Raw genomic sequence first — 25,760 nt, 5'->3', positions numbered from 1 at the left:
GCAGGGCCTTAGTGAAAATTCCGGCTCTTGACCTTCAGCCGATCGATGAGGAGATCCGGTACGAAAATATCCCTGGTCGGCACAGCTGCCCTAGGCCGCTCCCTCGGATCCGGTGCCCCGCTCCCATGCGCAAATTCATCGCCACGCCCGTGCGGAAGCGGGAATGGATCTCCCCGCTCGCCAAGCTGACCGAGATCCTCTGATAGGTCGAACAGTTGCTGCGCGACGAGATGCACGACGTCGCCCTCTCGCTGAACTTTCCCATTGATCGCCAACATAGAAGACGAAAGGACCAGCCGCCGCTGGCGCTCGAACACTTTCCGCCAGATCACGGCGTTGATGATCCCCGTTTCGTCTTCCAGCGTCATGAACATTACACCCTTCGCTGAGCCCGGGCGCTGACGCACGAGCACGAGCCCGCCGCTCATCAGCCATTGGCCGTCCCGCTGAGCCATAGCCTCGGCGCATGTCACAATCCGTTTCCGGCGGAGATCCTCGCGCAAGAAGGAAACTGGGTGCTGGCGCAGCGTCAAGCCGGTATGGGAGTAATCCTCGACGACCTCGTGACCTGTCCTCATGGCAGGCAGCGAAACCTCGGGTTCCTGCACCTCGGAGACCTGCCGTGTCTCTCGTTCGGCGGCTGCGGTCCAGAGCGCCAGCGGCTCGTCGCGCAGGGCCTTGATCGCCCAAAGCGCGTCCCGGCGCTGGAGGCCCAAAGATGGACGGAACGCATCGGCTTCGGCCAGCTTGACCAGCGCGGCCGTCGGCACACCGGATCGGCGCCAAAGATCGTCGGCCGAGGAAAACGGCTCGTCGGCCCGCGCCGCTACGATCCGGGCAGCATCTGCCGTCGAAAGGCCCTTCACCATACGCATGCCCAAGCGCACAGCCTTCCTGTCGTCTTCATCGGCGTCCTCCAATGTACAGTCCCAGCGAGAGGCGTTGACGCAAACGGGCCGCATTTCGACGCCGTGCGCCCGCGCGTCGGACACGATTTGGGCGGGGGCATAGAAGCCCATTGGCTGCGAGTTTAGAAGCGCGGCGCAAAAGGCGTCCGGGTGGTGGCATTTGACCCAGCTCGACGCGTAGGCGATCAGCGCGAAACTCGCGGCATGACTCTCGGGAAATCCATAGCTGCCAAAGCCTTCCAGCTGCGAAAACGTACGCTCGGCGAAATCCTCCGAGTAGCCGTTCTTGACCATCCCAGCCACCAGCTTGTCCTTGAACTTCGAGACGCCGCCCGAGAACTTGAAGGTCGCCATCGACTTCCTCAATTGGTCCGCCTCGCCGCCGGAAAACCCGGCGCAAACCATCGCGACCTTCATCGCAGATTCTTGAAACAGCGGAATGCCGAGCGTCTTTGACAGCACCGCCTCAAGCTCCGGTGTCGGGTATTCGACCGGCTCCTTACCCTCGCGGCGGCGGAGATAGGGATGGACCATGTCGCCCTGGATCGGGCCGGGCCGCACGATCGCCACCTGAATGACAAGGTCGTAAAATGTGCGCGGCTTCAGGCGCGGCAGCATCGACATCTGCGCCCGGCTTTCGATCTGGAAGGTGCCGAGCGTATCGGCCTTGCGGATCATCGCGTAGGTCCGTGGATCTTCGGCCGGGATCGAAGCGAGGTCGCGCTCCTCACCCTTGTGGTCCCGCATCAGGGCAAAAGCCTTGGCCATGCAGGTCAACATGCCGAGCGCCAGTACGTCCACCTTCATGAACTTCAGCGCCTCGATGTCGTCCTTGTCCCATTCGATCACCTGGCGATCATCCATGCGCGCCGGCTCGATCGGCACGAGATTGTCGAGCCGGTCCCGGGTCAGCACGAAGCCGCCTGGATGTTGGCCAAGATGACGCGGCGTGCCCATCAGTTGGTGCGCTAGCTCCAGCGTCAACTTCAGCCGATAGTCGGCGGCGTTGAGGTTGTTTTCCCGCAGCTGACGTTCCGAAACGCCTTCGGACCAACCCCAGACCCCGGATGACAACTGGCCGATCATGTCTTCCGGCAGGCCGAGCGCCTTTCCCACATCCCTCAAAGCCCCCTTGGCCCGGTAGCGAGTGACGGTGGCACAGAGAGCGGCTCGGCTTCGACCATAGGTCTCGTAGATCCACTGGATGACCTCCTCGCGCCGCTCATGCTCGAAATCGACGTCGATATCCGGCGGTTCGTCCCTCTCTTGGCTGATGAAACGCTCGAAGAGCAAGTCGTTGGTGTCGGGGTCGATAGAGGTGACACCGAGGCAATAGCAGACGGCGGAGTTGGCGGCCGAGCCCCGGCCTTGGCAAAGGATCCCTTTCGAGCGCGCAAAACGGACGATCGAATAGACCGTGAGAAAATACGGCGCATAGTTCATCGTCCGGATCAGTTCGAGCTCGTCCTGCAGGGATTTTCTGACCTTGTCCGGCACGCCTTCCGGATATCGGCCCTCGGCCCCTTCCCAGGCAAACTTGACCAGCGATTGTTGCGGGTCGAGACCGGGAACGATGGCCTCTTCCGGGTATTGGTATTGCAGCTCGGAAAGGTCGAAGCTGCAGCGTTCGACGATCTCCCGGCCGCGGGCGAGCGCTTCCGGATATTCGGCAAAGAGCCGATGCATCTCCTCCGGCGCCTTCAGATATCTGTCGGCGTGACGCTCCCGGTCAAAGCCGACATCGTCGATGGTGGTGCGGGTGCGGATACAGGTCACGACATCCTGGAGCTGGCGCCGGCTCGGTTCGTGAAACAGCACATCGTTGGTGACCACAGTACGAACTTTGAAGCGCGTGGCCATGGCGGCGATGCCGTGCAGGCGCAGACGGTCGTTCGGCCGGCGGCGCAGGCATAGGCTGACGTAGGCCCGGTCGCTGAACAGTTCAGCCATCTTGCGAAGCTGGACGGCGCAGGTCTCATCGGCTTCGTCCGGCACGAGCACGCCGATCATGCCGTCAGCGTGTTCGGCGACATCGGCAAAATCGATCAAGCAATTGCCCTTGCCGCCGCGCGCCTTGCCGAGGGACAGCAGCCGCGTCAGCCGCGAATAGGCGGGTCGGTCTATAGGATAGACGAGGATCGACATGCCGTCTGTGAGATCGAGCCGGCATCCGACGACGAGGCGCACGCCGGTTGCCTTGGCTGCCTCCCAGGCGCGCACAATGCCGGCGAGACTGTTACGATCGACAATGCCGAGTGCATCGATGCCCAGCGCGGCTGCGGCCGTGAACAGCTCGTCAGCGCTGGAAGCCCCGCGCAAGAAGCTGAAATGCGTCGTGACCTGCAGTTCGGCATAGCGCGTCATCCGAACACCCCATGCACGAACCACAGATGCGAACCGGTCTCCAGATCGATGCCGTCACCGGCACGATAGACCCAGTAGCGCTCGCCAAGCTCATCCTCGACCACAAAATAGTCCCTCACCGCCTGGTACTCGCGTGGCCGGCGCCACCATTCCCCGAAAATCCGCTCCGGGCCGTCGGCGCGCACGACTTTCCGGCGCTTGCCGCGCCAGGTGAACACCGCCGGCGGCTGGTCCGGCAGGAGCGCCATGACGTCGATCCGCTCGGGGTCTGCCAGCAGCCGCGATGGCCGCGGCCACTTGTTGGCCCAGGTCTGGCCGATATCGGGCGCGGTCGCGGGAATGCGCCGCACAGAGCGTTCCGGCACATCGGAGGCCACAGGCGCGACCCGGAATAACCGGTGACCACGATTGCCGAGAATATCGACGAGGGGCGTGATATCGACAATCTCCTCCTCGATCAGCGAGGAGACCACCTGCCGCTCCTCCAGAGGCTCGGCGAAGATGGCGACGAGCACCAGCTTCTCGATGCCGAAACCGGGATCGATTTTCTCGATGCGATCGCACAGCAGCTTGGACAGGCGCGCCGGATCGCGCACCGGCTTGGCGAGGCCGGCGCGCAAGTGCTGGCAGGTGTTGTCGACGCGGTGGATGACGAGATCGCAGCGCCGCGCGCCAAGGCCGTTCTCCGCGAGCTTGGCGGCGAGCTGCCCGACCAGCCGCCGGACATATTTGCCGATGGTCTCCGGCGCGCCGATCGGCTCCGCAAAATTCTTTGCCACCTCGACCAGCTCCGGCGTCCGGATCGGCTCGATCGGCTCGGCCACCCGGCCGAACAACTGGTCGAGCCGGCGCGCAGGTTCCGGGCCGAGGCGCAGGGTGAGCGGTGCGCGCGGCATGGCGGAGAGCTGACCGACCGTGTCGATGCCAAGAACCCGGAGGCCCTGGATTGTCTCGGCCGGAAGCCGCAAGGCGAGGATTGGCAGGTCGGTCACGGCTTTCGCGACGTTTCCGACTGGCACGACGGTCGTCTCCGCGGAGATCAAACGGGTGATGGCATGCGAAGCGCCCCAGGTATCCGAGACGGCGGCTCTTGCCGTCAGGCCATGACCACGCAGCCGATTGACGAGGCCGGAGAGGAGGAGATCCTCGCCGCCCTGGAGGTGGTCCGCGCCTTCTGTATCGATCACCAGGCCGTCGGTCCCGTCGACGGCGACGACCGGGCTATATTGCCGGAGCGCCCAGAGCGCCAGCCGCTCAAGCGCGGCTGCATCCTCGGCCGGCGCTGCGTCGACCATCAGGAGATCGGCAACCATGGCCTGCGCCTTGCTCGCCGGCATGCCGACGCGCAGGCCGAGTTTCAAGGCTGCGGGATCGGCAGCCGAGATCCAGCGCTTCGATCCGCGCCGGGCGATCACGACGAGCGGCTTTTCAGCCGGCAAGGCTTCGCCAGCGCGTCGTCTGATCCGCTCGGTCGCCAGATGTGGGAAGTAGACAGATACGACCCGTGGCATCGGGGGCTCCAATTTCAAATTCTGCGCATTCGCCCGCTTTGACCCGCATCAGTTCCGCCAGCCAGCGCGCCCTCCCGACGCCGGCCACCGGCAATCGTTCCGACGGCAACGTGCTGATGCGCCAGCGCGTCGTCGAGGCCGTCGGCTGTCCATAGTCCGACGCCTCGTTCTGCCGCCGCCAGCGCCGGAGCACGATCCCCATGCTGCCGGTCTTCTCCGCCGCGAGCTGCAGGCGCCGCGAGGCGGTCATCGGCAGGCGGACCAGTTCGCCGACGACGCAGGATAGGCCGCCGAAAGTGAGCCCCTCCTCCATGGCCGACAGCACCTCCTCTTCCCGATCGCTCTCGCACCAGACGACGCGATCCGGGTGAAGCCCCGCCTGCGAAATCGCCGGGAAAAACAAATCCTGGCGCGTCATGCACCACAACACCTTGCCCTTCGTTCGGGCGGCAACACCGGCAGAAAACAGCGCCGCGGCCGCACCGTCGACCGTGCCACCCCCGCCGCCGGCAACCTCATGCAACGCCCCGAAAGCCAGCCCTCCTCCCGGCAGCGCCCGGTCGATGTCGGGGACACCGAACGGAAGCGTCTGCCTTGCGCGTTGCGCGCCGCCTTCGAGGCGGCCAATACGCTCTCGCAGTTCCGCAAGCACAGGATTGAGGGCATGGGTGGCCACGGCAGAATTGTTGCTCCTTCAGGGTTTTCAGCCGTTCTTCAAGCTGATATGTTCATTATTTGTTCCGTTTGATGAAATGAGTCAATCGGGCCTCCGATCCGGAAATCGCACTTGGGCTAAGTGGTTGAAACGAATCCCTTAGCCGCATCAAGGAGATATCCAGGGATCGGAGGTGCAGGAAAATTTTCTTAGGGTGTCTGGGGACAAATGGCGGCTTACCTGGAGAAACTGAACGATGGCCAGCGCGCGGCGGTCGAGCACGGCGTGGGCCTTTCGAACGGACAGATCGGCGGCCCGCTGCTGATCATTGCCGGCGCAGGCAGCGGCAAAACCAACACGCTGGCCCACCGCGTCGCGCATCTGATCGTCAACGGCGCCGATCCGCGCCGCATCCTGCTGATGACCTTTTCGCGGCGCGCCGCGTCCGAGATGGCGCGCCGCGTGCAGCGCATCTGCCGCCAGGTCCTCGGCGACAACGCCGCGATCATGACGGACGCGTTGGCTTGGGCCGGCACGTTTCACGGGATCGGCGCGCGATTGCTGCGCATGTATGCCGAGCAGATCGGCCTCAATGTCGATTTTACCATCCATGACCGCGAGGATTCCGCGGATCTTATGAACCTGGTTCGGCACGAACTGGGCTTTTCCGCCAAGCAGAGCCGGTTTCCCACGAAGGGGACGTGCATCGCGATCTATTCGCGGGTGGTCAATTCGCAGGTCTCGATCAGGGAGGTTCTGAAGTCCGCCTACCCCTGGGTGCTCGAATGGGAAGAGGAACTGAAGCAGCTCTTCGCCGCCTACACCGAGGCCAAGCAGGCACAGAACGTGCTGGATTACGACGATCTACTGCTCTACTGGGCACAGATGGTTTCCGAGCCGGAGCTGGCCGAGGATGTCGGCAAGCGCTTCGACCACATCCTCGTCGACGAATACCAAGACACCAATCGCCTGCAGGCGTCGATCCTCATGTCGCTGGCGCCCGGCGGCCGTGGCCTGACCGTCGTCGGCGACGATGCACAGTCTATCTATTCCTTTCGTGCGGCAACCATCCGCAACATCCTGGATTTCCCGCAGGAATTCTCACCGAAGCCTGCCGACGTCATCACGCTCGACCGCAACTATCGCTCGACGCAGCCGATCCTGGCCGCGGCCAATGCCGTCATCGAATTGGCCCGTGAGAGGTACACCAAAAACCTGTGGACCGACCGCGCGTCGGAACAGCGACCGATGCTCGTCACCGTCAAGGATGAGGTCGATCAGGCCGCCTATATCGTCGAGCAGGTGCTCGCCAATCGCGAGGTCGGCGTCTGCCTGAAGCAGCAGGCCGTGCTGTTTCGCACCTCCAGCCACAGCAGCGCACTGGAAATCGAGCTCACCCGGCGAAACATCCCCTTTGCGAAATTCGGCGGCTTGAAGTTCTTGGACGCGGCCCACGTCAAGGATTTGCTGGCGGTCCTGCGGTTTACGCAAAACCCGCGCGATCGGGTTTCAGGCTTCCGGGTGCTTAAACTGCTGCCCGGCATCGGGCCGCAAACCGCCGGCAAGATCCTTGACACGATCGCGGCCGATCCGGAGCCGCTGCAATCGCTGGCCGAAATCCCGCCACCGGCCAAGACGGGCGACGATTGGCCGGCTTTCGTGATGCTGGTCACCGCCCTGCGGAAAGCCGAGGCAGGTTGGCCGGCGGAGATCGGTACCGTGCGGATGTGGTACGAGCCTCATCTCGATCGCATCCATGAGGATGCCGATACCCGAAAGGACGATCTCATCCAGCTCGAACAGATCGCCAGCGGCTATGCGAGCCGCGAGCGCTTCTTGACCGAATTGACCTTGGACCCGCCCGATGCCACCAGCGACCAGGCCGGGGTGCCGCTGCTGGACGAGGACTATCTGATCCTCTCGACGATCCATTCGGCCAAGGGACAGGAGTGGCGCGCGGTGTTCATGCTCAACGTCGTCGACGGCTGCATTCCGTCCGATCTCGGCGCCGGTACGACCGCGGAACTCGAAGAGGAGCGCCGGTTGCTCTATGTCGGCATGACCCGAGCGCGCGACAACCTCACTTTGGTTACGCCCCAGCGCTTCTTCACGCATGGCCAATCTGCCACGGGCGACCGACACGTCTATGCGTCGCGGACCCGCTTCGTGCCGGCCACGCTCTTGCAGTATTTCGAGACGGCAACCTGGCCGAAGGTCTCGGCCGCGACCAGTGAACGAAGCGCAAACCAGATTCGCGTGGACGTCCGGGAACGCATGCGGTCGATGTGGAAGTGAGATGAGCACAGGCGGCGACACCCCGACAAGGAAGATCATCCATGTCGACATGGATGCTTTCTATGCGTCGGTCGAACAGCGCGACAATCCCGAGCTTCGCGGTAAGCCAGTTGCTGTCGGCGGTTCAGCGGCGCGCGGCGTCGTCGCGGCGGCGAGCTACGAGGCGCGCGCCTTCGGCGTTCGGTCCGCCCTTCCGTCCGTAACCGCCAAGCGGCGCTGCCCGGATCTCGTCTTCGTGCCGCCGCGCTTCGATATCTATCGCGCTGTCTCCGCGCAAATCCGGGAGATTTTTGCCGAACACACGGACCTGATCGAACCGCTGTCCTTGGACGAAGCCTATCTGGACGTGACCCAAAACAAGCAGGGCATTTCATTCGCCACCGAGATCGCGACGATCATCCGGGCGCGGATCAAGGAGGTCACCGGCCTCAACGCATCCGCCGGCATCTCCTATTGTAAATTCCTGGCCAAGATGGCGTCGGATCTCAACAAACCCAATGGCCAAGCAGTAATTTCGCCCAAGAACGGTCCGCCGTTTGTTGAAGCGCTCGCGGTCAAGAAATTCCATGGTGTAGGCCCGGCGACGGCCGCCAAGATGGAACGGCTCGGCATCCTGACTGGTGCCGACCTCAAGGCACAATCGCTCTCCTGGCTGCAGGAGCACTTCGGGAAGTCCGGCACTTGGTACTACAACATCTCCCGCGGCATCGATAACCGGGCCGTGCAACCGGATCGGCCGCGCAAGTCCGTTGGCGCCGAGGACACCTTCATGGTCGATATCGTCGATCTCGACGCCGCCCGCGCCGAAATCACACCGCTCGCCGCCAAGGTCTGGCGCCATTGCGAGGCCAAGGGCCTCCATGGGCGGACGGTGACGCTGAAAGTCAAATATGCGGACTTCCAGATCATCACCCGCAGCAGGACGACGTCAGCACCGATCGGCCGGTTGGATGATCTCGAAGCTATCGCGCAAACGCTCCTCGAGCCGTTGTTCCCTGCACCCAAAGGCATTCGCCTGCTCGGCGTCACGCTGTCATCCTTCATCGACGATGAGGAAACCACCGCCGGTCAGTTGGAGTTGCAGATCTAGCCGCGCTTCAGTCCGCAGTCGAAATCCGGACGGGGCGCCTTACATTGCCAATGCAGCGCGCCGCGACGCGGTGACGATGCCGGTCATTCGGAGGAGCCATGTGCAACGATTACCGCTTGATGGTCGAACTGGCCTCGGTCATCGAGGAGTTCGAGCACCTGAAGATCAAAGTCCGGTTTCCCGAGGGACGGCCGAACATCGAAGCGCGCGAAGACATCAAGATCACAGACACTGCGCCGATTATCCGGACTGTCGAAGGCGAGCGTGACGTTGGCGAACTGGTCCAGCGCCGGTGGAGCTGGCCAGGCCCGACCAGAAAGCCGGTCTATAACTTCCGCTCCGAAGGCCGCGAGTTCACCTCAAATCGGTGTCTCATCGTCGCCGACGGCTTCTACGAGTTCACCACACCGGCTGACCCCAAGAAGAAACGCAAGGATAAATGGCTGTTCCGCAAGATCGGCGAACCCATCTTTGCCATTGCCGGCATATGGCGCGAGACCGGGGATGTGGGCGAGGCTTACACGATGTTGACGATGGAGCCGGGGCCGGACATCGCGCCCTATCACGACCGCCAGATCGTTATCCTCGAGCGGGATAGCTGGGCCGATTGGCTCGATCCTTCGGTGTCCGCCAAGCCGCTGATCAAGCCCCTCCCGGCCGGTTCTCTTTCGGTGGAGCAGATCGGCTGACGCGCTTCACCGTTCGCTGAGGCTCGCCGCCATACTTGGCGTGTGCGGCCTCCCCAGGAGGCTGGAACGAATCCGCCGGTCTCGACATTTCTCCGAAACATGATGTTGGTTCGCCGCCCCACTACCGTAGCGGGGCGTCCTTTTTGGAACCACGCAGGAGGTCCGCCATGACTGCCAGAATATCTCCACCGCAACAGCCGACAACCGATCCTGATGTCGCGCTGGACTGCGCGCAGGCGATTGACGGCGCTGTGCGCGAGCTTGCCGATCAGGCCATCGTCGCCGGTTGGCCGCCCGAGGCGACATTTGAGGCGATCAAGCGAGCCGCCGATCGTCAGGCAATGGCCTACCGCGAAGATCCCGATCCCGCAGGCGACCCGGTCGAAACGCGCCCACCGACCGGCTTCTCGCTGGCACCCTTCTAAGGCCGTCGAGGTCGACGACGTCACGTATGCAGAATGAGGATCGATGAAGATCGCGACCTACAACGTCAATGGGGTCAACGGTCGCCTCGCCGTGCTTCTGCGATGGCTCGCGGAAGACTCTCCCGACATCGTCTGCCTTCAGGAACTGAAATCGCCGAACGATCGGTTTCCGCGCGCGGAACTGGAGCGCGCCGGTTACGGCGCGGTCTGGCACGGCCAGAAAAGCTGGAACGGCGTCGCTATCCTTGCCAAGGGTCTCGTGCCGCTCCTCACGCGACGCGGCCTTCCAGGCGACCCCGACGATACGCACAGCCGCTATATCGAAGCCGCGGTCGATGGCATTCTCATCGGTTGCCTTTATCTGCCGAACGGAAATCCAGCGCCGGGTCCGAAGTTCGATTACAAGCTGCGCTGGTTCGCGCGGCTCCACGAATATGCCAGGGAACTGCTGGCACTCGATATACCAGCGGCGCTGGTCGGGGATTTCAACGTCATGCCGATGGACCTCGACGTCTATGCGCCGGAGCGTTGGCGCGACGATGCGCTGTTTCGGCCGGAGGTGAGAGCGGCCTATGCCAAGCTCCTCGCCGACGGCTGGACCGACGCCATCCGGCATCTGCACCCCGATGAGCGCATCTACACCTTCTGGAAATATTGGCGGAACTCGTTCGAGCGCGACGCCGGCCTGCGCATCGACCATGCTCTGCTCAGCCCGACGCTTGCCCCTTGGCTGAGATCCGCCAGCGTTCGTCGGCACCCAAGAAGCTGGGCGCATACCAGCGACCACGCACCTGTCATGATCGAGATCGATCCGCCGGCCAATACCGACTAGGCTGAGGCCTGCTGCGCCGTTCGGCGCTCGCGCGACCGCGCAGACCGCCGCGCATCTCGCAACTCCTCGATGGTCGGAATCCACCAGCCGCGCCGGCGCGCGTCATCCTCAGGCGCACCTTTCGCCGGCCACGTCTGCAGCAGCTCGTCCAACGACGGTATGCGCCACAATCCCCAGACCTGGTCTCCGTCAAAGTCCGGATAAAGATCGGCGACCTCCTCATCCTCAACCAACTCACCGGTGATGTCGCTGACGACGATGATGCCGTAAGCGGCAGTGGCCACGGGCCGGCCCAGGGGCGGAAGATCACCGGCTGGAAGGGGAATGCGCCGACGCCGGCGCTCGGCTGATCGGCGGCGGGCTTTCCGCTCGTCTTCGGTGCCCTTTCGCGCCTCGGCGCGCTTGCGCCGTTCCTCCGGCTCGCAGCGCTGCGCTTCTGCTTCGATCGCTTGCCAATGATGGAAGAGTTCGTCATAGGAGGCAAACGGAACGCGCCAGACCTTCAGGTCTCCATCCCATCGCGCGAACGGCACCTGGCGGATTTCCTCGACGAGCTTGCGGGAATAGGGTGTGCTGATGCGAAACCCGTCCTTGTCGACGCTGAGATAGGGACTGAGGATCGGCTCGAAGGCGAAGGCGTCCCTGCCCTTTTCCTGTGCGAAGGGGTCAATGCGGGCGTCTTCCCTTGCCTTCCAGCGGTCCAATCGGCGACGGGCGGTCTTTCCCGGAACGATCCAGGCTTTGCGCCGATCGCTCCAGCGAGCGCGTGGAAACTCCTGCCGAAACCGCTGAACCGTCATCCGGTCGAACGGAAACGAGACGGCGACACGCTCGTCGCCGTCATCGCTGTTCATAGTCTCGGGTTCGGTATCGTCGGCCATGGTTTCATCCAATGGCGTACCGGCATCAGTGCTTCGTATGCCTGTCGCCGCGGTCGCCTTCACCGGGTTTGGCTTCCGTCTTGGCCTTATGCCGACGGTCGGCGGACAGGGAGCGGCTGACATCGACGCTTTCCTTGAACTGGCCTTTCTCGTCCCGGCGCACATAGCGCTTGTCGGTCCCGGTATCGATGGTCTCACGCTTCGTCATGACATTCTTCCTTTCGGTTGCGGTCCTGGAAGAACGCACGGCAGCGCGAAAAAGATGCAGTGAATCAAGAGCATATTCCAGACTCGCAATGGTCGAATGGAGCGCAGCCTAAGCCATTGATTTCCGATTCATTTTTGAATCGGAACAAAGTCGCAAGTGATTCGCTTGACTCGCTTTGGTTGCGTCTGTTCGGGAGTTTCGAGATGGCCGGTCATCGTGCCCAGTGGAAGGGTTTCATCAAGTTCGGCGAGGTCAGCTGCGGGGTCGGTCTGTACACGGCCGCCAGCACCTCCGAGCGCATCTCGTTTCACACGATCAACAAGAAGACCGGCAACCGCGTCAATCGCGTCTTCGTCGACAGCGACACCGGCAAGGAGGTCGAGCGCGAGGACCAGACTAAGGGTTTCGAGATCGAGAACGGCCAATACATCATGATCGATCCCGAGGAGGTCGCCGCCACGATCCCGGAAAGCAACAAGACGCTCACGATCGAAGCCTTCATCTCCTGCTCCGATGTCGATGACGTCTATTTCGACAAGCCCTACTATCTCGTTCCGACCGACCGCGTCTCCTCCGACGCCTTCACGGCGCTGCGCGATGCGATGGAGAAATCCCAGGTTGCTGCGGTGGCGCGCACGGTGCTCTTTCGTCGGATGCGAACGGTGCTGATCCGCACGCACGGCAAAGGGTTGATTGCGACGACCATGCAATATGACTACGAGGTCCGCTCGTCGGAAAAAGCGTTCGAAGAGGTTCCGAAACTACGCATCAAGGGCGAGATGCTGGACCTCGCCAAGCACATCATCGCCACGAAAAAGGGCTCGTTCGATCCGGCCGAATTCGACGATCGTTATGAGGCGGCCGTCGCCGAACTGGTGAAGGCGAAGATCGAGGGCAAGGCCCTGCCGAAGCGCAAGGAGGTCAAGGTTTCCAAGCCCGACGATCTGCTCGCGGCGTTGCGCGAAAGTGCCAGGATGCTGAAGGCGGACGACGACAAGCCGAAGCGCTCGGCCGCCAATGCCAACAAGAGCGCCAGTCGGAAGCCGGCAGCGCGCACGCCTGCCCCGAAGTCGAGCCGTAACGCGGCCGCGCAGCGCAAAGCCGGTTGAGGAGGACCACGATGGCGCCTCGCCCGTACTGGAAAGGATACCTCAAGCTCTCGCTCGTGACCTGCCCCGTCTCGATGTCGCCGGCGACGTCCGAGAGCGAGAAGGTCCGCTTCCACACCCTCAACAAGATCACCGGCAACCGCGTCGTCTCGCAATATGTCGATGCGGTCACCCGCAAGCCGGTCAGGGACGAGGACGAGATGAAGGGCTACGCCCGCGGTGAGAACGACTATGTGCTCCTCACCGACGACGACCTGGACGCGGTCGCGCTCGATACGGTCAAGACCATCGACATCGAAAAGTTCGTGCCACGCGATAGCATTGAATGGATCTATCTGGAGAAGCCGCACTATCTGGTGCCCGATGATCCGGTTGGACATGAAGCCTTCGCGGTCATTCGCGATGCAATGTCGGCCGACAACGTGCTCGGCGTCTCCAGGCTGGTGATCGGCCGGCGCGAGCGCGCCGTCGTGCTGGAACCGCGCGGCGAGGGCATCGTGCTCTGGACGCTGCGCTTCGGCGATGAGGTCCGATCAGAGGAATCTTATTTGGAAGACATCGACGACAAGGCGGACCCCGAGCTTATTCCCCTGGTGCAAAAGTTCATCCAGCAGCACACACGGAAATGGTCAGCGGACATGGTATCCGACCCGGTGCAGGACGCCCTGCTCGATATCATCGCCAAAAAGAAGAAAGCACTGAAACCGTCGCGAAAGGGCAAGACCAAGGGAGACGACCGCCCGTCTGGCGGCAATGTCATCGACATCATGGATGCGCTGCGCAAAAGTCTCGCCGCCGGCGAGAAAGGCAAGCGTGCATCCTGAATTCTTCGCGCAAGGCACCTATGTTCGGACTCTCCGCGTGTGATGGACACCGATGAAACGAAAGCGCCAATCTGCCATTCCTCTGTATGACGAGTCGCGCGAGACCTTGCAGTCCCGTCCGATCCGCAAACGCGATCCCGAACAGCCGAGCCTGCCGTTCGATCCGATGCCTGACCGCGTCGAGCCCTGTCTTGCCCTGCTCCGGCCGACGCCGCCGGAAGGCCCGGACTGGCTCTACGAACTCAAATGGGACGGCTATCGCCTGGCGATCCATATCGAGCCGAAGGGCGTGCGGATCATCACCCGCGGCGGGCATGACTGGACCCATCGCTTTCCCAAAATTGCTGATGCCGCCAGCAAACTCGGGGTGGGGACCGCCATTATTGATGGCGAGGCCGTGGTCCTCAATAATCAGGGACACTCGGATTTCGGGGCGCTTCAGCGCTCGCTGGGCGGACGCGGCGGCAAGCGCGCCTCGACGGAGGCCATGTTCTTCGCCTTCGACCTCCTCTATTTCGACGGGCATGATCTGACCAAGACCGAGCTTGCCGTTCGCCGGCATCTGCTCGAGGACTTTCTCGACGGCGCCGTCGGCGCGGTGCAGTTGTCCGAGGAAGCCCATGGCGAGGGAACGGAGCTTCTGGCAAATGCCTGCCGCATGGGCCTCGAAGGCATCATCGCCAAGCATCGCGATCGTCCCTATCGATCTGGCCGCACCGGCGACTGGATCAAGATCAAGTGCATCCAGGGCGAGAGCTTCATGATCGTCGGCTATGAGTTTTCGGAATCCGCGCGCGGCGGCATCGGAAGCCTGCTGCTGGCGGCGCGCAATGGCGACGGCTGGGTGTCGGTCGGCTCGGTCGGGACAGGATTCAAGGCCGCCGACGCCGAATATCTGCGCAAGACGCTCGACAAGCTCAAGACGAACAAACCGGCCGTGCCGCTGAAGGGAAAGAACTACGTCTTCGCCCAGCCGACGCTCATCGCCGAGATCGAGTTTAGAGGCTGGACGGACGACGGCAACCTGCGCCATGCCTCCTACAAGGGGCTTCGCGAAATCCAGGACAATGCCGCGGTGTTCGATATGGCCAAGATTTCCGGCAACCGTTGATCACGCCCTGCGATCGAGATCGGAATGGTCGAGACCGAAGTGATCGAGGACGAGCTGCAGATTGCGGCGGTTGGATTTGAAATGGACATCGAAGACGTCGCCGAGCACCGGCACGCTTCCCGCGACCGTATCGAAGCCGACATTGACCAACATCTTGAAAAGCAGTTCTTTCGGCACACCGAGGCGGCGCGCCTCGTTGACGATGAAGAGGCTGACTGCTGCGGCACCAAAGTCGCCGATGCCGGGAATAAGGCCAAGAACGGAGTCGGCGCCAAGCGAGACGCCCGCGCCCGGAATTCGTAAGGCCGTGTCCATCAACCTGGCCAGGCCGCGCATCCGGCGAAGACGCATCAAGTGCTCGATCGGAATGTCATGCTTCGCACCCGCTCGCGGTCCCCTACCCTGTCTCGCGCTCATGCCGCAGCCTTCTGCTTGCCCAGCCGCTTGATAGCCTGCTCAAGCGGACGCTGCCCGTCACAATAGTCCTCCCAGGCGCTCGTTTTCTTCAAAAGCGACGGCACTGTGCGGATCGTAAAGCGCTTCGGGTCGAGGTCGGACTTGACCTGCGTCCAGGTGAGCGGCATCGACACGGTGGCGCCGGGCCGCGCGCGGGGCGACAGCGGCGCCACGGCGGTCGCCATGCGATCGTTGCGCAGGTAGTCGAGGAAGATCCGCCCTTCCCGCAGGCTCTTGGTCATCTTGATCAGGTAGAGGTCCGGATTGTCACGGGCCATCTCCTGGCAGACGTCATGGGCAAAGCCCTTGGCCTCGGCCCAGGACAGTGGCTTGCGCTTGTTGACGGTAAGGGGCGTCACGACATGCAGCCCCTTGCCGCCAGTCGTTTTGCAGAAGCTGATCAGGCCGAGATCGTCCAGCCGGTCGCGCATCTCGCGCGCGGCGGCAACCACCGTGGAGAATTCGACATCAGGGCCAGGATCAAGGTCGAAGACGAGGCGCCCCGGCACTTCCGGCTGGCCGGGTTCGCAGTTCCAAGGGTGAAGCTCGATCCCGCCGATCTGAGCGATGGCGATCAATCCCTCGACGCGATCAACCTGCAGGTAAGGCTTCTTGTCTCCGAAGACCTTGACCAGCTCCAGCAGGTTCGACGTGCCGGGCATGGCATGCCGCTGGAAGAATTGTTCGCCACCGATACCGTCGGGCGCGCGGATAATCGAACACGGCCGGCCCTTAACATGGTCGATGAGCCAGGAACCGACCGCCTCGTGATAGCGGGCGAGATCCTCCTTGGTGACCGGCTCGCCATCGCCGGCGTCCGGCCAGAGCGGCTTGTCGGGATTGGAGATGAGCACGCCCATGACCTCGGCTTTCGCGCCCTTGCGGCGGCTGGGTTTTGCCTCCGCGGCGGCCGCGGGCTCCGGCGTCTCGGTCTTGGCGGGCGAAGCCGGCTTCTCGGCCTCGACCTCGGCCGCCGGCTTATCCTCCCGCAGCCCCTTGAACGCGGCCTGACGCACAAGGCCGTCCGCGGTCCAGCCCGCGAACTCGATCTCGGCGACGAGCTCAGGCTTCAGCCAAACGACCTCTCTCTCCTTCTTCGGCGCGCCGATCGCGGTGAAGGGAGACTTTTCCGTTTCGACCGCTTTCAGCTTCGGCAACAACGTCTCGACCTTCTTGGCGCCGTAGCCAGTGCCGACGCGGCCGACATAGACGAAGTGGTCACCGCGGTTGACGCCTACCAGCAGCGAGCGAAACTTACCGTTCGTCTTGGCGTAGCCGCCGATCACAACCTCATGGCCGGCGCGACATTTGGATTTCGCCCAGGTCTCGGTACGGCCGGATCGATAAGGCGCATCTGCCTGTTTCGATACGATACCCTCGAGGGAGAGCTTGCACGCTGAGCGTAGGACCGCGTCGCCGCCGGTTTCGAAATGCTCGACGAAGCGCAGATGCGGGTCGTCGGTCGCGTCGCCCAGGAGATCCTGCAGCCGCGACTTCCGCTCGGTCAGCGGTTTCTCCCGCAGATCCTCGCCACCGTCGAACAGCAAGTCGAAGGCGAAATAAACGAGGTTACCGGTGTTCTTCTCCGACAGCGCCGCCTGTAGCGCGGCGAAGTCAGGGGCGCCGTTGTCGTCGAGCGCGCAAATCTCGCCGTCAACGATGCAATCTGGCAGCGACGACGCAGCATCCGCAATCTCTGGATATTTGGCCGTCCAATCCAAGCCCTTGCGGGTCTTCAGCGTCACCCTCCCGTCGGCCACCCGCAACTGGATGCGATAGCCGTCGAACTTGATCTCGTGGAGCCAGTGTTCACCTGCCGGCGGGCGGTCGAGTGTCTCGCACAGCTGCGGCGCGATGAAATCTGGAAGGTCCGCAGCCGTCGACGTCGCCACCTTGTTGCTGGACCGATTTTTCTTGGGCTCGTCGGCGGCAAGGCCGGACTTGCTATCCCATACAGCATCGGCCTCGACCCCGGCCTTTTCCGTCATGAATGGCTTCGGTTTTCGACCCTTGCCGGCGGCGATCTGGTCCATCGTGCGGCCGGATGCGACGGAGGTCATGTTCTCGTCGAGGATGGCCGCGCCGTTCTCCTCCACCGAATGGTCGTCATGGTGCTTGATTAACAACCAGTTTGTGCGCTTGCCGCCATCGCGGTCGTGGCGCATGCGCACGAGCACATAACTGCCCTGCAGGCGCTTGCCGTGCAGCACGAATTTGAAGTCGCCCTTCTTAAGCGCCTCTTCCGGCGATTTGTTGCCCTCCGGCTCCCAATAGCCGCGGTCCCACAGCATCACCGTGCCGCCGCCATATTGGCCTTTCGGGATCGTGCCTTCGAAATCGCCATAGTCGAGCGGGTGGTCTTCCACCTCGACCGCGAGCCGCTTGTCTCCCGGATCGAGCGACGGCCCCTTCGTCACCGCCCAGCTCTTGAACACGCCGTCGAGTTCGAGGCGGAGGTCGTAATGGAGCCGGGTCGCATCATGTTTCTGGATGACGAAGCGCAGTCGGTTCGACGCCTTGACCTCTGTCGATCCGCTCGGTTCCTGCGTCTTCTTGAAATCCCGCTTTTGCTTGTACGTTGAGAGCTTGTCAGCCGCCATCTTCGACCTCGATCTATCCCGCATTGCCGACGCCGGTTGAAGGCCCGCAGCGTCGAGACGAAAACCCCGCGCAAAGGATTGTTGTTCCCTCTTCGGCACGGTTATCCGGTTGCGGCCGACGCGCGTCACGAATAGGGTCACCCATCGGCGCAATGCCGCTCAGCTGACGAGGATGTTCATGGCGACGGGTACTGTAAAATTCTTCAATCAGGACAAGGGTTTCGGGTTCATCACACCCGACGACGGCGGGCAGGATGTCTTTGTCCATGTCTCGGGCGTGATCTCCGGCGGACCGCTGCGCGATGGCTCGAAGGTGAGCTATGACCTCGGCCAGGACCGCAAGACCGGCAAGTCGAAGGCGGAGAACGTTCGCGCGATCTGATTGGTGCGGTCAAAAGCGGCGGCTATCGATGCCGCCGCTGAGCAAGTCAAGAGTCCGCGAATCCGGCTCGCCGGCGAAGAAGCGCTGAAGGGCGCGCCGAAACCGTTCGCCATCCTCCCCGCCTGCCACCTCACTGAACAAGGTCATCGAGGAGCGGAATTTGAGATCGTCTGGCGAACCGAATATCTCTTGAGCCGGCCGGGAGACCCCCAGCACCGCATCGACCGCGCGCGCCAATCGTTCCGCGAGCAAGGGATGGCTGAGATAGGCCCGCGCCTCGTCGATGGAGCCGATCCCGTAGAAGTTCGCAGTCCGAGATCGGCCGAGCGCACGCAACTGCGGAAAGACAAACCACATCCAATGGGTTTCCTTCCGCGCGGCCCTCAGCTCTGCGAGGACGGTATCGAAGACGAGATCCTGGGCCGCGACAAAACGGGAAAGACCAAATGGGTCGTTCTCTGTCATCGCTCGTCACCTCGATGTCGACCTCAGATGGGTGCGGCCGACAGCAGCACCGCGACCGGCACAGTGATAGCCGACGCACTGATCGCCAACGCCGTCGCGAGCCTCATGATGCGGGCGCGCCGCGCGCGCCGGGAATCCCATTCATAGGCCATACCAAGTCCCTCCGGCCCAATAGAAAGCATGGGCGACGCGCGGAGTCCATCCGTGGAGCACGGAGAGCCCACGTTGTGAACGCTCGCCATTGCAAAGCGGCCGGCCGCTCCCATCTTTAGCGTGGGGGACAGCGGAGAAGCGCAATGCGTCAGGTTTTCGAGAATATCGCGTCGAACCACGGGATCGAGATCATCGCTCCGGAAAAAAGGGCAACTGGCTCCCGATGCTCTCCCGGTTGCCTCTGTTGCGATCGGTCGGACCAGCCGATGGATGATGACGGTTGCGGCATTTGCGATGCATGCCTGGGTTTGCCCGCTCGGGCGATCGACGATCCGGATGGGCTTGATTTTCCGACGAGTCTCCCCCCACCTATCGCTCACCACCCGTAATCGATGACTACCTGCAGCGATGGTTCTCTGTCGCGCGTTCGTAGCTCTCCGGGTCCGAAGGGCGCTCCCCGCAAGGGTCGAGCGCCCTTCGTCATTTCGTCGGCCCAAAGCTGCCAATCATTGACTTCCTGCCGCCCTGCCCCACGTCAGCACCGTCCATCTCAAGCGGGCGGACCAGGGGAGTGTTGACAGCCGCGCTGCGGTGGACCTCCCATCAACACAGGAAACGAAATGCCTCTCATCAGGAAAAACGGCGCATCTGCGCCGAAGGAACTCGGGTTGTTCTGGTCAATGCAAACCCTCGACGGAACGACAATCGACATCTTCGTCTTCGCCAGCGCATTGCAGACGTTCGACACCGACCCCGTTGGTCCGGTCGGACTTCTGAAACGCCACAGGGCCTTGCTCGAGACCATCGCGAGCGAGAAATACGATCGAGACGGTGCGACCGAAGGCCTGCTTCATCTCACCGAAGACGACCTACGCGCCACACGGGCCACCGACGCTGTGGTAGACGAAGCAGAGTGAGGATCGAAAACAGCCACGGCGCGTCATCGCTGCTCGATCTCGGGCTCCTCGGGGCGCCTGGTCTTCGTTGACGCGTCAATCTGCCTGATCACCTTTACCGCTTCGAGCAGGATAGCTTTCATCTCATCGTCCTGGAGGTGAACCGGCATTCCGCCGGCATGAACGATATCCATCGCCTCGGCGGATTCCCGAAGCCATGTCGGCTCGCCAAGCAAGCCGCCACCCTCCTTGATGGTGATGTAGGCTCGGCTGAGGAGGCGAAACCGCTCGCCCTCGGAGAAGGTCTTCAAGCCGGCGGCCGCCTTCGTCAGCTCGCCAACTACGTCCGCAATGCTTTTCACCCGCCACCTCGATGCGCGGTGCACAACGCGCAAATTTTTCATCAATGAGGTGACGCTCAACGTGAGCAAAACAAGCCCGACGATATGCGAACGACCAGCAGATCATCGGATCAGCTTTCCTAAAATTCTCACCGGTTTGCGCCAGGGGCAGCTCATTGGCCAAAACGCGGAATTGGGGTATACTCGGCGTAGGGATGGCAATTGATAAGGGCTCCATCTCTGAAAGCCATTGAGCTTCCGCCCCAGGTAGAAAGGGGGCGGCAATGAACAGCCAACCCTTGAAAGGGGCTTTCCAGCCTGACGAGCTGAGATCGTTGAAGGCAATTTTTGACGAGATCACGTCGCAGCCCTGGTTCCCCCGATGCCCTGACACACGCGAAGATTTCGCAAAATATCTCTTCGCGACTTATCCACGCGAAGAATTCAATGCAAAACGGCATCGCTCGGTCATCGAGGCTTCCGCGCGCATGTTCTACGCGCTCGAAGAGCCGGACAAAGTATAAATGATGATCGATGGCTGATCCCGATGCCTCAGTAGACGGCCAAGGGGACGCTCGACGAGATCGACCACAACAATGACTACAACCACACCGGATTCACGCTACGCGAGCGCCCGCTGATGCTCCTTCGCCACGACCCTTCCGAGCGGCGCGCCGGAAGGTGATATCGGCGCGCGACGGGCGGTGGCTGACGACCGTAGGTCTACAGATCCGGCAAAAGCTGGGCAGTGCCAAGGGAGTGATGTTCATCGCCATCGAGGATGAGACAGGCCCGCGAATGTCGTCGTCTGGCCAAAGCTGTTCGAGCGGCGCCGGCGCGTCGTGCTCGGTTCATCCATCAAGGCGATCCACAGCAGGATCCAGCGCGAAGGCTAGGTCGTGCATCTCATTGGCCAGTAGGTGTTCTACCTATCCGTCGACCTGTCGAGCCTGTGGGAACGCGACACCGAATTCCGGCTTCCAGCCGGGCGCGGCGACGAGTTCGCCCATGGCGGCGGGCCGGACCCGCGTGACAGCTAGGCGTCGGCCGTGCGGCCTCGGGACCTGTTCGTGAAAGATTTCCATATCGATGCGCTAAAGGTTAAGGCCCGGAATTTTCACTGAGCAATGGCTGGCTACCCGCCATCCATACGATAGGAAGGTGGAACGGTGTTGACCGCCGTGCACCATTTTCTATAACGGCATCATTCGCCCCGGACCCGGTGAAACTCCGGGTGGCTCTTCTGGCCGCCGATCCGCCAGACAACGCAAAGCATCAAACCTGTTCACGAGGCCGGACTCCGTCCGGTCTGGATGCGCTTCTTTGCGGACTTTTCCATGTTTAATCTGACGACCTACAAACGCGAGTGGTTCTCGAACATTCGCGCCGACATTCTCTCCGGCATCGTTGTCGCGCTTGCCCTCATTCCCGAAGCCATCGGCTTTTCCGTCATTGCCGGCGTCGATCCGAAAGTCGGGCTCTTCGCCTCTTTCGCCATCGCCTGCGTCTCCGCCTTCGTCGGCGGCCGGCCGGGCATGATCTCCGCCGCAACGGCGGCGACCGCCGTGCTGATGGTGACACTCGTGAAGGAGCACGGGCTGCAATATCTCTTCGCCGCCACGCTTTTGATGGGCGTGATCCAGATATGTGCCGGCTTCCTCAAGCTTGGCCGCGTCATGCGCTTCGTCTCGCGCTCCGTCATCACCGGCTTCGTCAACGCGCTGGCGATCCTGATCTTCATGGCGCAACTGCCGGAACTCATCGGCGTGCCTGGGCTGACCTATGCGATGATCGCGGCGGGACTCGCGATCATCTATCTCTTCCCCTATGTTACCAAGGCAATCCCGTCGCCGCTGGTCGCGATCCTCTTGCTGACCGGCGTCGCCTATTGGGGCGGCCTGGACCTGCGCACGGTCGGCGATCTCGGCGAACTGCCCTCCGCGTTGCCGATCTTCGCGCTCCCACAGGTACCGGTGACCTTCGAAACGTTGCAGATCATCTTCCCCTATTCCATCGCGCTTGCCGCGGTCGGCCTGCTGGAATCGCTGCTGACGGCACAGATCGTCGACGACATGACGGATACGGCGAGTTCCAAGAGCCAGGAATGCATCGGACAAGGGGCGAGCAACATCGCCTCCAGCCTCATCGGCGGCATGGGCGGTTGCGCCATGATCGGCCAGTCGGTGATCAACGTCACCTCCGGTGGCCGTGGGCGCCTCTCGACCTTCGTTGCCGGCGCCTTCCTGCTGTTTCTCATTCTCGTGCTGGACGATCTCGTGCGCATCATTCCGATGGCCGCCCTGGTCGCCGTCATGATCATGGTCTCGATTGGCACGTTCTCCTGGCGCTCCATCCTCGACCTGCGCCGCAATCCGCTCTCCTCTTCCGTCGTCATGCTGGCGACGGTCGCGACCGTCGTCGGCACGCACGACCTCGCCAAGGGTGTGCTCGTTGGCGTGCTGCTCTCCGGTGTGTTCTTCGCCGGCAAGGTCGCCAAGCTTTTCCACGTCCGGTCAGTGCTGAGTGCGGATGGTTCGGAGCGCACCTATCATGTCGACGGCCAGATCTTCTTCGCCTCGGCGGAGAGTTTTATCGCGGCCTTCGACTTCACCGAGACGGTCCGCAAGGTGACGATCAACGTCACGGAGGCACATCTCTGGGATATCACGGCCGTCGGTGCACTCGACAAGATCGTCCTCAAATATCGTCGCCAGGGCGTCGAGGTCGCCGTCATCGGCGTCAACGAGGCGAGCGCCCATATGCTCGACCGCTTCGCCCTTCACGACAAGGACCATGCTGCGTTCTCGGCCTCAGCTGGGCACTGATCAGCAACGGCCCGGCGATACCGGGCCGGATCACACGGTATGAAACCGGCAACTGCGCTCTGGAGCTACACGAATTGACAATTGGATAATATCCGTTATTCTGGATATATGGATAGGGATTCAGCAATAGCGGCGCTCGGCGCCTTGGCACAGACCACACGACTGGAGACCTTCCGCCTCCTTGTCCGGTACGAGCCTGATGGCATACCGGCCGGCGAGTTGGCCCGCCTCATCGACGTGCCGCAAAACACCATGTCGGTGTTGATTTGCACTGAGAGCTGACCCGGGATTGCGGGAAATTATCACTGAGATTTGACCCATGTTTCAATCATCCCTCGCGAGGTTTCAGCGGGGGCTCTGGAGTGATCGACATGGCGTTACTGAGCGTAATCCGGCGCTGGCATTTTCGAGAGCATCTATCGATCCGGGAGATTTGCCGCAGGACCGGCCTTTCCCGGAACACTGTCCGCAAATACCTGCGCCTGAACGGCGTGGAGCCGAAGTTCAAGGTCCCGGAGCGGCCGAGCAAGCTTGATCCATTTGCGGATCGGCTGTCGGCCTGGCTGAAGACGGAATCCAAGAAGGGCCGCAAGCAGAAGCGCACCCTGAAGCAACTCCATGCCGACCTGGTTAGCCTTGGCTATGACGGTTCCTATTGCCGCGTTGCAGCCTTTGCCCGTGAATGGAAGGCAGACCGGCAGAGAGAATTCCAGACGACAGGGCGCGGAACGTTCGTGCCTCTGGCCTTCGAACCGGGCGAAGCGTTCCAGTTCGACTGGTCGGAAGACTGGGCCATCATCGGCAATGAGCGCACCAAGCTGCAGGTGGCGCATACGAAGCTGAGCTACAGCCGCGCTTTCATTGTTCGAGCCTATCTCCTCCAGACGCATGAGATGCTGTTCGATGCCCATAATCATGCATTCCGCGTGTTTGGCGGCATTCCCGGCCGCGGTATCTACGACAACATGCGGACCGCGATCGACAAGGTCGGCCGTGGCAAGGAGCGCGACGTCAATGTCCGTTTCCTGGCGATGGCCAGCCACTATGTGTTCGAGCCAGAGTTCTGCAATCCGCGTCCGGTTGGGAGAAAGGGCAGGTCGAGAAGAATGTTCAGGATGCGCGTCACCGCTTCTTCCAACCTGTTCCGCGCTTTCCATCATTGGATGCCCTGAATGACTGGCTGGAGCTTCGGTGCAAGGAGTTCTGGGCAAAGACCCCACACGGACAGATGCGCGGCACCATCGCCGACATCTGGGCCGAGGAGGCCTTGGCATTGATGCCGGTTACCCGACCGTTCGACGGCTTCGTCGAATATACGAAGCGGGTCACGCCAACCTGCCTCGTCCATCTGGAGCGCAATCGCTACAGCGTCCCGGCATCCTTCGCCAATCGACCGGTGAGCCTGCGGGTCTATCCGGATCGTGTCGTGGTCGCTGCGGAGGGCCAGATCGTCTGCGAGCATCGTCGCGTCATCGATCGCTCCCATGATCGACCGGGACAGACGATCTACGACTGGCGGCACTATTTGGCGGTCGTGCAACGCAAACCAGGCGCTCTACGCAACGGTGCACCGTTCGTCGAGCTACCGGACGCATTCCGGACCTTGCAGCAATATCTCCTGAAGAAGCCGGGTGGCGACCGCGAGATGGTCGATATCCTGGCGCTGGTCCTCCAGCACGACGAACAGGCCGTGCTATCGGCGGTCGACATGGCGCTGAAGTCCGGCGTCCCCACGAAGACCCACGTGCTGAACCTGCTGCATCGCCTCGTCGACGGCAAATCCTTCACACCGCCCACCATCGACGCGCCGCAGGCCCTGACGCTCACCAACGAGCCCAAGGCCAATGTCGAACGCTACGACGCGCTCAGAAAGACGGAGGTTCGCCATGCGTCATAATCCGGCAAGCGGCGCTATCGTCATCATGTTACGGCAACTGAAGATGCACGGCATGGCCCAGGCCGTTGGCGAGCTCACCGAACAGGGATCGCCGGCGTTTGAGGCCGCCATCCCGATCCTGTCGCAGCTCCCCAAGGCCGAGACCGCGGAACGTGAAGTGCGATCGACGGCCTACCAGCTTAAGACGGCCCGCTTTCCAGCCTATCGTGATCTGAACGGCTTCGACTTCACCAGTAGTGAGGTCAACGAGGCGCTGGTCCGTCAGCTTCATCGCTGCGACTTCCTCGACGAGGCCAACAACATCGTCCTGGTCGGCGGTCCCGGCACGGGCAAGACGCATATCGCTACGGCCATCGGTGTCCAGGCCATCGAACATCATCACAAGCGGGTTCGGTTCTTCTCGACCGTGGAACTGGTCAACGCGCTCGAGCAGGAGAAGTCCCAAGGTCGCCCAGGCCAGATCGCCAACCGCCTGGCACACTCCGATCTCGTCATTCTCGACGAGCTGGGCTACCTGCCGTTCAGTGCTTCAGGCGGTGCGCTGCTGTTCCATCTGCTGAGCAAGCTCTACGAGCACACCAGCGTCATCATCACCACCAACCTGAGCTTCAGCGAATGGGCCAGCGTTTTTGGCGATGCCAAGATGACCACCGCGCTGCTGGATCGCCTCACGCATCATTGCCACATCCTCGAAACCGGAAACGACAGCTTCCGCTTCAAAAACAGTTCGGCCCATGAGCCCAAAGCAACGAAGGAGAAACGCAGGAACTTGACCACCCCAACCACGACGGACGATACCTAAGGCGGGTCACTTCTCGGCGCAAATCCCGGGTCAGCTCTCAG

Annotated in this window: 23 protein-coding genes, 3 pseudogenes and 1 other annotated feature; of the genes and pseudogenes, 16 read left to right on the top strand and 10 right to left on the bottom strand. The window is 62.2% G+C overall.

Features of this window, described 5'->3' with window-relative positions; genetic code table 11:
* Nucleotides 1–8: 8 nt before the first annotated feature.
* The 3 genes from J2Y63_RS27340 to J2Y63_RS27330 are packed head-to-tail and all read right to left on the bottom strand — an operon-like array spanning nucleotide 9 to nucleotide 5,459.
* On the bottom strand, nucleotides 9–3,272 hold the full coding sequence (locus tag J2Y63_RS27340) for an error-prone DNA polymerase (protein ID WP_435268668.1): 3,264 nt from the start codon (nucleotides 3,270–3,272) through the stop codon (nucleotides 9–11).
* The gene (locus J2Y63_RS27335) at nucleotides 3,269–4,783 is read right to left on the bottom strand and encodes a Y-family DNA polymerase (protein ID WP_435268667.1); all 1,515 of its coding nucleotides are present in this window, start codon (nucleotides 4,781–4,783) and stop codon (nucleotides 3,269–3,271) included. The genes J2Y63_RS27340 and J2Y63_RS27335 overlap by 4 nt, the downstream gene beginning before the upstream one ends.
* Nucleotides 4,701–5,459 carry an ImuA family protein gene (locus J2Y63_RS27330; RefSeq protein WP_435268666.1) on the bottom strand — a complete coding sequence of 253 codons (759 nt, stop codon included), beginning with the start codon at nucleotides 5,457–5,459 and terminating at the stop codon, nucleotides 4,701–4,703. Before J2Y63_RS27330 ends, J2Y63_RS27335 begins: the two co-directional genes overlap by 83 nt.
* 207 nt (nucleotides 5,460–5,666) lie before the next feature.
* On the opposite strand from J2Y63_RS27330, the gene J2Y63_RS27325 reads away from it, so the two are divergent.
* The 5 genes from J2Y63_RS27325 to xth all read left to right on the top strand — a co-directional run bounded on the left by J2Y63_RS27325 (nucleotide 5,667) and on the right by xth (nucleotide 10,769).
* Nucleotides 5,667–7,733: an ATP-dependent helicase gene (locus tag J2Y63_RS27325; RefSeq protein WP_435268665.1), complete on the top strand. Its 2,067-nt coding sequence runs from the start codon at nucleotides 5,667–5,669 to the stop codon at nucleotides 7,731–7,733.
* A gap of 1 nt (nucleotide 7,734) precedes the next feature.
* The gene (gene dinB / locus J2Y63_RS27320; RefSeq protein WP_435268664.1) at nucleotides 7,735–8,823 is read left to right on the top strand and encodes a DNA polymerase IV; all 1,089 of its coding nucleotides are present in this window, start codon (nucleotides 7,735–7,737) and stop codon (nucleotides 8,821–8,823) included.
* A gap of 98 nt (nucleotides 8,824–8,921) precedes the next feature.
* The gene (locus J2Y63_RS27315) at nucleotides 8,922–9,512 is read left to right on the top strand and encodes an SOS response-associated peptidase (protein WP_435268663.1); all 591 of its coding nucleotides are present in this window, start codon (nucleotides 8,922–8,924) and stop codon (nucleotides 9,510–9,512) included.
* Nucleotides 9,513–9,679: 167 nt separating this feature from the next.
* A complete protein-coding gene (locus J2Y63_RS27310) occupies nucleotides 9,680–9,937 on the top strand; it encodes a hypothetical protein (RefSeq protein ID WP_435268662.1) in 258 nt (85 codons plus the stop codon).
* Nucleotides 9,938–9,980: 43 nt separating this feature from the next.
* The gene (gene xth / locus J2Y63_RS27305) at nucleotides 9,981–10,769 is read left to right on the top strand and encodes an exodeoxyribonuclease III (RefSeq protein WP_435268661.1); all 789 of its coding nucleotides are present in this window, start codon (nucleotides 9,981–9,983) and stop codon (nucleotides 10,767–10,769) included.
* Here xth and J2Y63_RS27300 read toward each other — a convergent pair.
* Together J2Y63_RS27300 and J2Y63_RS27295 are read right to left on the bottom strand one after the other, a co-directional pair.
* Nucleotides 10,766–11,650, bottom strand: coding sequence for a hypothetical protein (locus J2Y63_RS27300; RefSeq protein WP_435268660.1), 885 nt, complete (start codon nucleotides 11,648–11,650; stop codon nucleotides 10,766–10,768). The two genes, xth and J2Y63_RS27300, sit on opposite strands and share 4 nt — an antisense overlap.
* Before the next feature lie 25 nt (nucleotides 11,651–11,675).
* Nucleotides 11,676–11,858, bottom strand: a complete 183-nt coding sequence (locus J2Y63_RS27295) for a hypothetical protein (protein ID WP_435268659.1) — start codon at nucleotides 11,856–11,858, stop codon at nucleotides 11,676–11,678.
* Between the two features lie 203 nt (nucleotides 11,859–12,061).
* Between J2Y63_RS27295 and J2Y63_RS27290 the strand changes: the two genes are divergently transcribed.
* The 3 genes from J2Y63_RS27290 to ligD (J2Y63_RS27280) are packed head-to-tail and all read left to right on the top strand — an operon-like array spanning nucleotide 12,062 to nucleotide 14,902.
* Nucleotides 12,062–12,967: a Ku protein gene (locus J2Y63_RS27290; RefSeq protein ID WP_435268658.1), complete on the top strand. Its 906-nt coding sequence runs from the start codon at nucleotides 12,062–12,064 to the stop codon at nucleotides 12,965–12,967.
* An 11-nt stretch (nucleotides 12,968–12,978) separates the two neighbouring features.
* A complete protein-coding gene (locus J2Y63_RS27285) occupies nucleotides 12,979–13,791 on the top strand; it encodes a Ku protein (protein ID WP_435268657.1) in 813 nt (270 codons plus the stop codon).
* 52 nt (nucleotides 13,792–13,843) lie between these two features.
* Entirely contained in the window at nucleotides 13,844–14,902 is a 1,059-nt protein-coding gene (gene ligD / locus J2Y63_RS27280; protein ID WP_435268656.1) for a non-homologous end-joining DNA ligase, read from the top strand.
* On the opposite strand, the gene J2Y63_RS27275 is transcribed toward ligD (J2Y63_RS27280), so the two are convergent.
* Nucleotides 14,903–15,319, bottom strand: a complete 417-nt coding sequence (locus J2Y63_RS27275; RefSeq protein ID WP_435268655.1) for a DUF4112 domain-containing protein — start codon at nucleotides 15,317–15,319, stop codon at nucleotides 14,903–14,905. It lies immediately after the preceding gene.
* Nucleotides 15,316–17,958 (bottom strand): DNA ligase D, encoded by a 2,643-nt coding sequence (gene ligD / locus J2Y63_RS27270; protein WP_435268654.1) that lies wholly within the window; start codon nucleotides 17,956–17,958, stop codon nucleotides 15,316–15,318. The genes J2Y63_RS27275 and ligD (J2Y63_RS27270) overlap by 4 nt, the downstream gene beginning before the upstream one ends.
* Before the next feature lie 178 nt (nucleotides 17,959–18,136).
* On the opposite strand from ligD (J2Y63_RS27270), the gene J2Y63_RS27265 reads away from it, so the two are divergent.
* Nucleotides 18,137–18,340, top strand: a complete 204-nt coding sequence (locus tag J2Y63_RS27265) for a cold-shock protein (protein WP_112803963.1) — start codon at nucleotides 18,137–18,139, stop codon at nucleotides 18,338–18,340.
* Nucleotides 18,341–18,349: 9 nt separating this feature from the next.
* Here J2Y63_RS27265 and J2Y63_RS27260 read toward each other — a convergent pair whose 3' ends face one another.
* On the bottom strand, nucleotides 18,350–18,805 hold the full coding sequence (locus J2Y63_RS27260) for a DUF1810 domain-containing protein (RefSeq protein ID WP_435268653.1): 456 nt from the start codon (nucleotides 18,803–18,805) through the stop codon (nucleotides 18,350–18,352).
* A 23-nt stretch (nucleotides 18,806–18,828) separates the two neighbouring features.
* The gene (locus J2Y63_RS27255) at nucleotides 18,829–18,957 is read right to left on the bottom strand and encodes a hypothetical protein (RefSeq protein WP_435268652.1); all 129 of its coding nucleotides are present in this window, start codon (nucleotides 18,955–18,957) and stop codon (nucleotides 18,829–18,831) included.
* A 621-nt stretch (nucleotides 18,958–19,578) separates the two neighbouring features.
* On the opposite strand from J2Y63_RS27255, the gene J2Y63_RS27250 reads away from it, so the two are divergent.
* Nucleotides 19,579–19,875, top strand: coding sequence for a hypothetical protein (locus J2Y63_RS27250; protein ID WP_435268651.1), 297 nt, complete (start codon nucleotides 19,579–19,581; stop codon nucleotides 19,873–19,875).
* Nucleotides 19,876–19,898: 23 nt separating this feature from the next.
* Here J2Y63_RS27250 and J2Y63_RS27245 read toward each other — a convergent pair whose 3' ends face one another.
* Entirely contained in the window at nucleotides 19,899–20,216 is a 318-nt protein-coding gene (locus J2Y63_RS27245) for a hypothetical protein (RefSeq protein WP_435268650.1), read from the bottom strand.
* Nucleotides 20,217–20,479: 263 nt separating this feature from the next.
* Here J2Y63_RS27245 and J2Y63_RS27240 point away from each other — a divergent pair, with 263 nt between their 5' ends.
* The 6 genes and pseudogenes from J2Y63_RS27240 (at nucleotide 20,480) to istB (ending at nucleotide 25,719) form a co-directional block, all read left to right on the top strand.
* Nucleotides 20,480–20,719 carry a hypothetical protein gene (locus J2Y63_RS27240; protein WP_435268649.1) on the top strand — a complete coding sequence of 80 codons (240 nt, stop codon included), beginning with the start codon at nucleotides 20,480–20,482 and terminating at the stop codon, nucleotides 20,717–20,719.
* A gap of 65 nt (nucleotides 20,720–20,784) precedes the next feature.
* Nucleotides 20,785–21,319, top strand: a pseudogene (gene dnaE2 / locus J2Y63_RS27235) (error-prone DNA polymerase); the annotation flags it as partial.
* Nucleotides 21,320–21,407: 88 nt separating this feature from the next.
* Nucleotides 21,408–21,463: a sequence feature (sul1 is cis-regulatory element that is thought to sense ions involved in sulfur or methionine metabolism; They are found in Alphaproteobacteria), on the top strand.
* A 69-nt stretch (nucleotides 21,464–21,532) separates the two neighbouring features.
* Nucleotides 21,533–23,020: a SulP family inorganic anion transporter gene (locus J2Y63_RS27230; RefSeq protein WP_435268648.1), complete on the top strand. Its 1,488-nt coding sequence runs from the start codon at nucleotides 21,533–21,535 to the stop codon at nucleotides 23,018–23,020.
* 108 nt (nucleotides 23,021–23,128) lie between these two features.
* Nucleotides 23,129–23,299: pseudogene (locus tag J2Y63_RS27225) on the top strand (transcriptional regulator); the annotation flags it as partial.
* Nucleotides 23,300–23,391: 92 nt separating this feature from the next.
* A pseudogene (istA, locus tag J2Y63_RS27220) lies at nucleotides 23,392–24,917 on the top strand (IS21 family transposase).
* Nucleotides 24,907–25,719 carry an IS21-like element helper ATPase IstB gene (gene istB / locus J2Y63_RS27215; RefSeq protein WP_435268647.1) on the top strand — a complete coding sequence of 271 codons (813 nt, stop codon included), beginning with the start codon at nucleotides 24,907–24,909 and terminating at the stop codon, nucleotides 25,717–25,719. The pseudogene istA and the gene istB overlap by 11 nt, the downstream one beginning before the upstream one ends.
* The last annotated feature ends 41 nt before the right edge of the window (nucleotides 25,720–25,760 follow it).

It is taken from the genome of Shinella sp. BE166, assembly GCF_051201095.1.
GTDB classification, from domain to species: domain Bacteria; phylum Pseudomonadota; class Alphaproteobacteria; order Rhizobiales; family Rhizobiaceae; genus Shinella; species Shinella lacus.
Note: the sequence above shows the minus strand (reverse complement) of the source record. Positions and strands in the feature narration are given on the sequence as shown.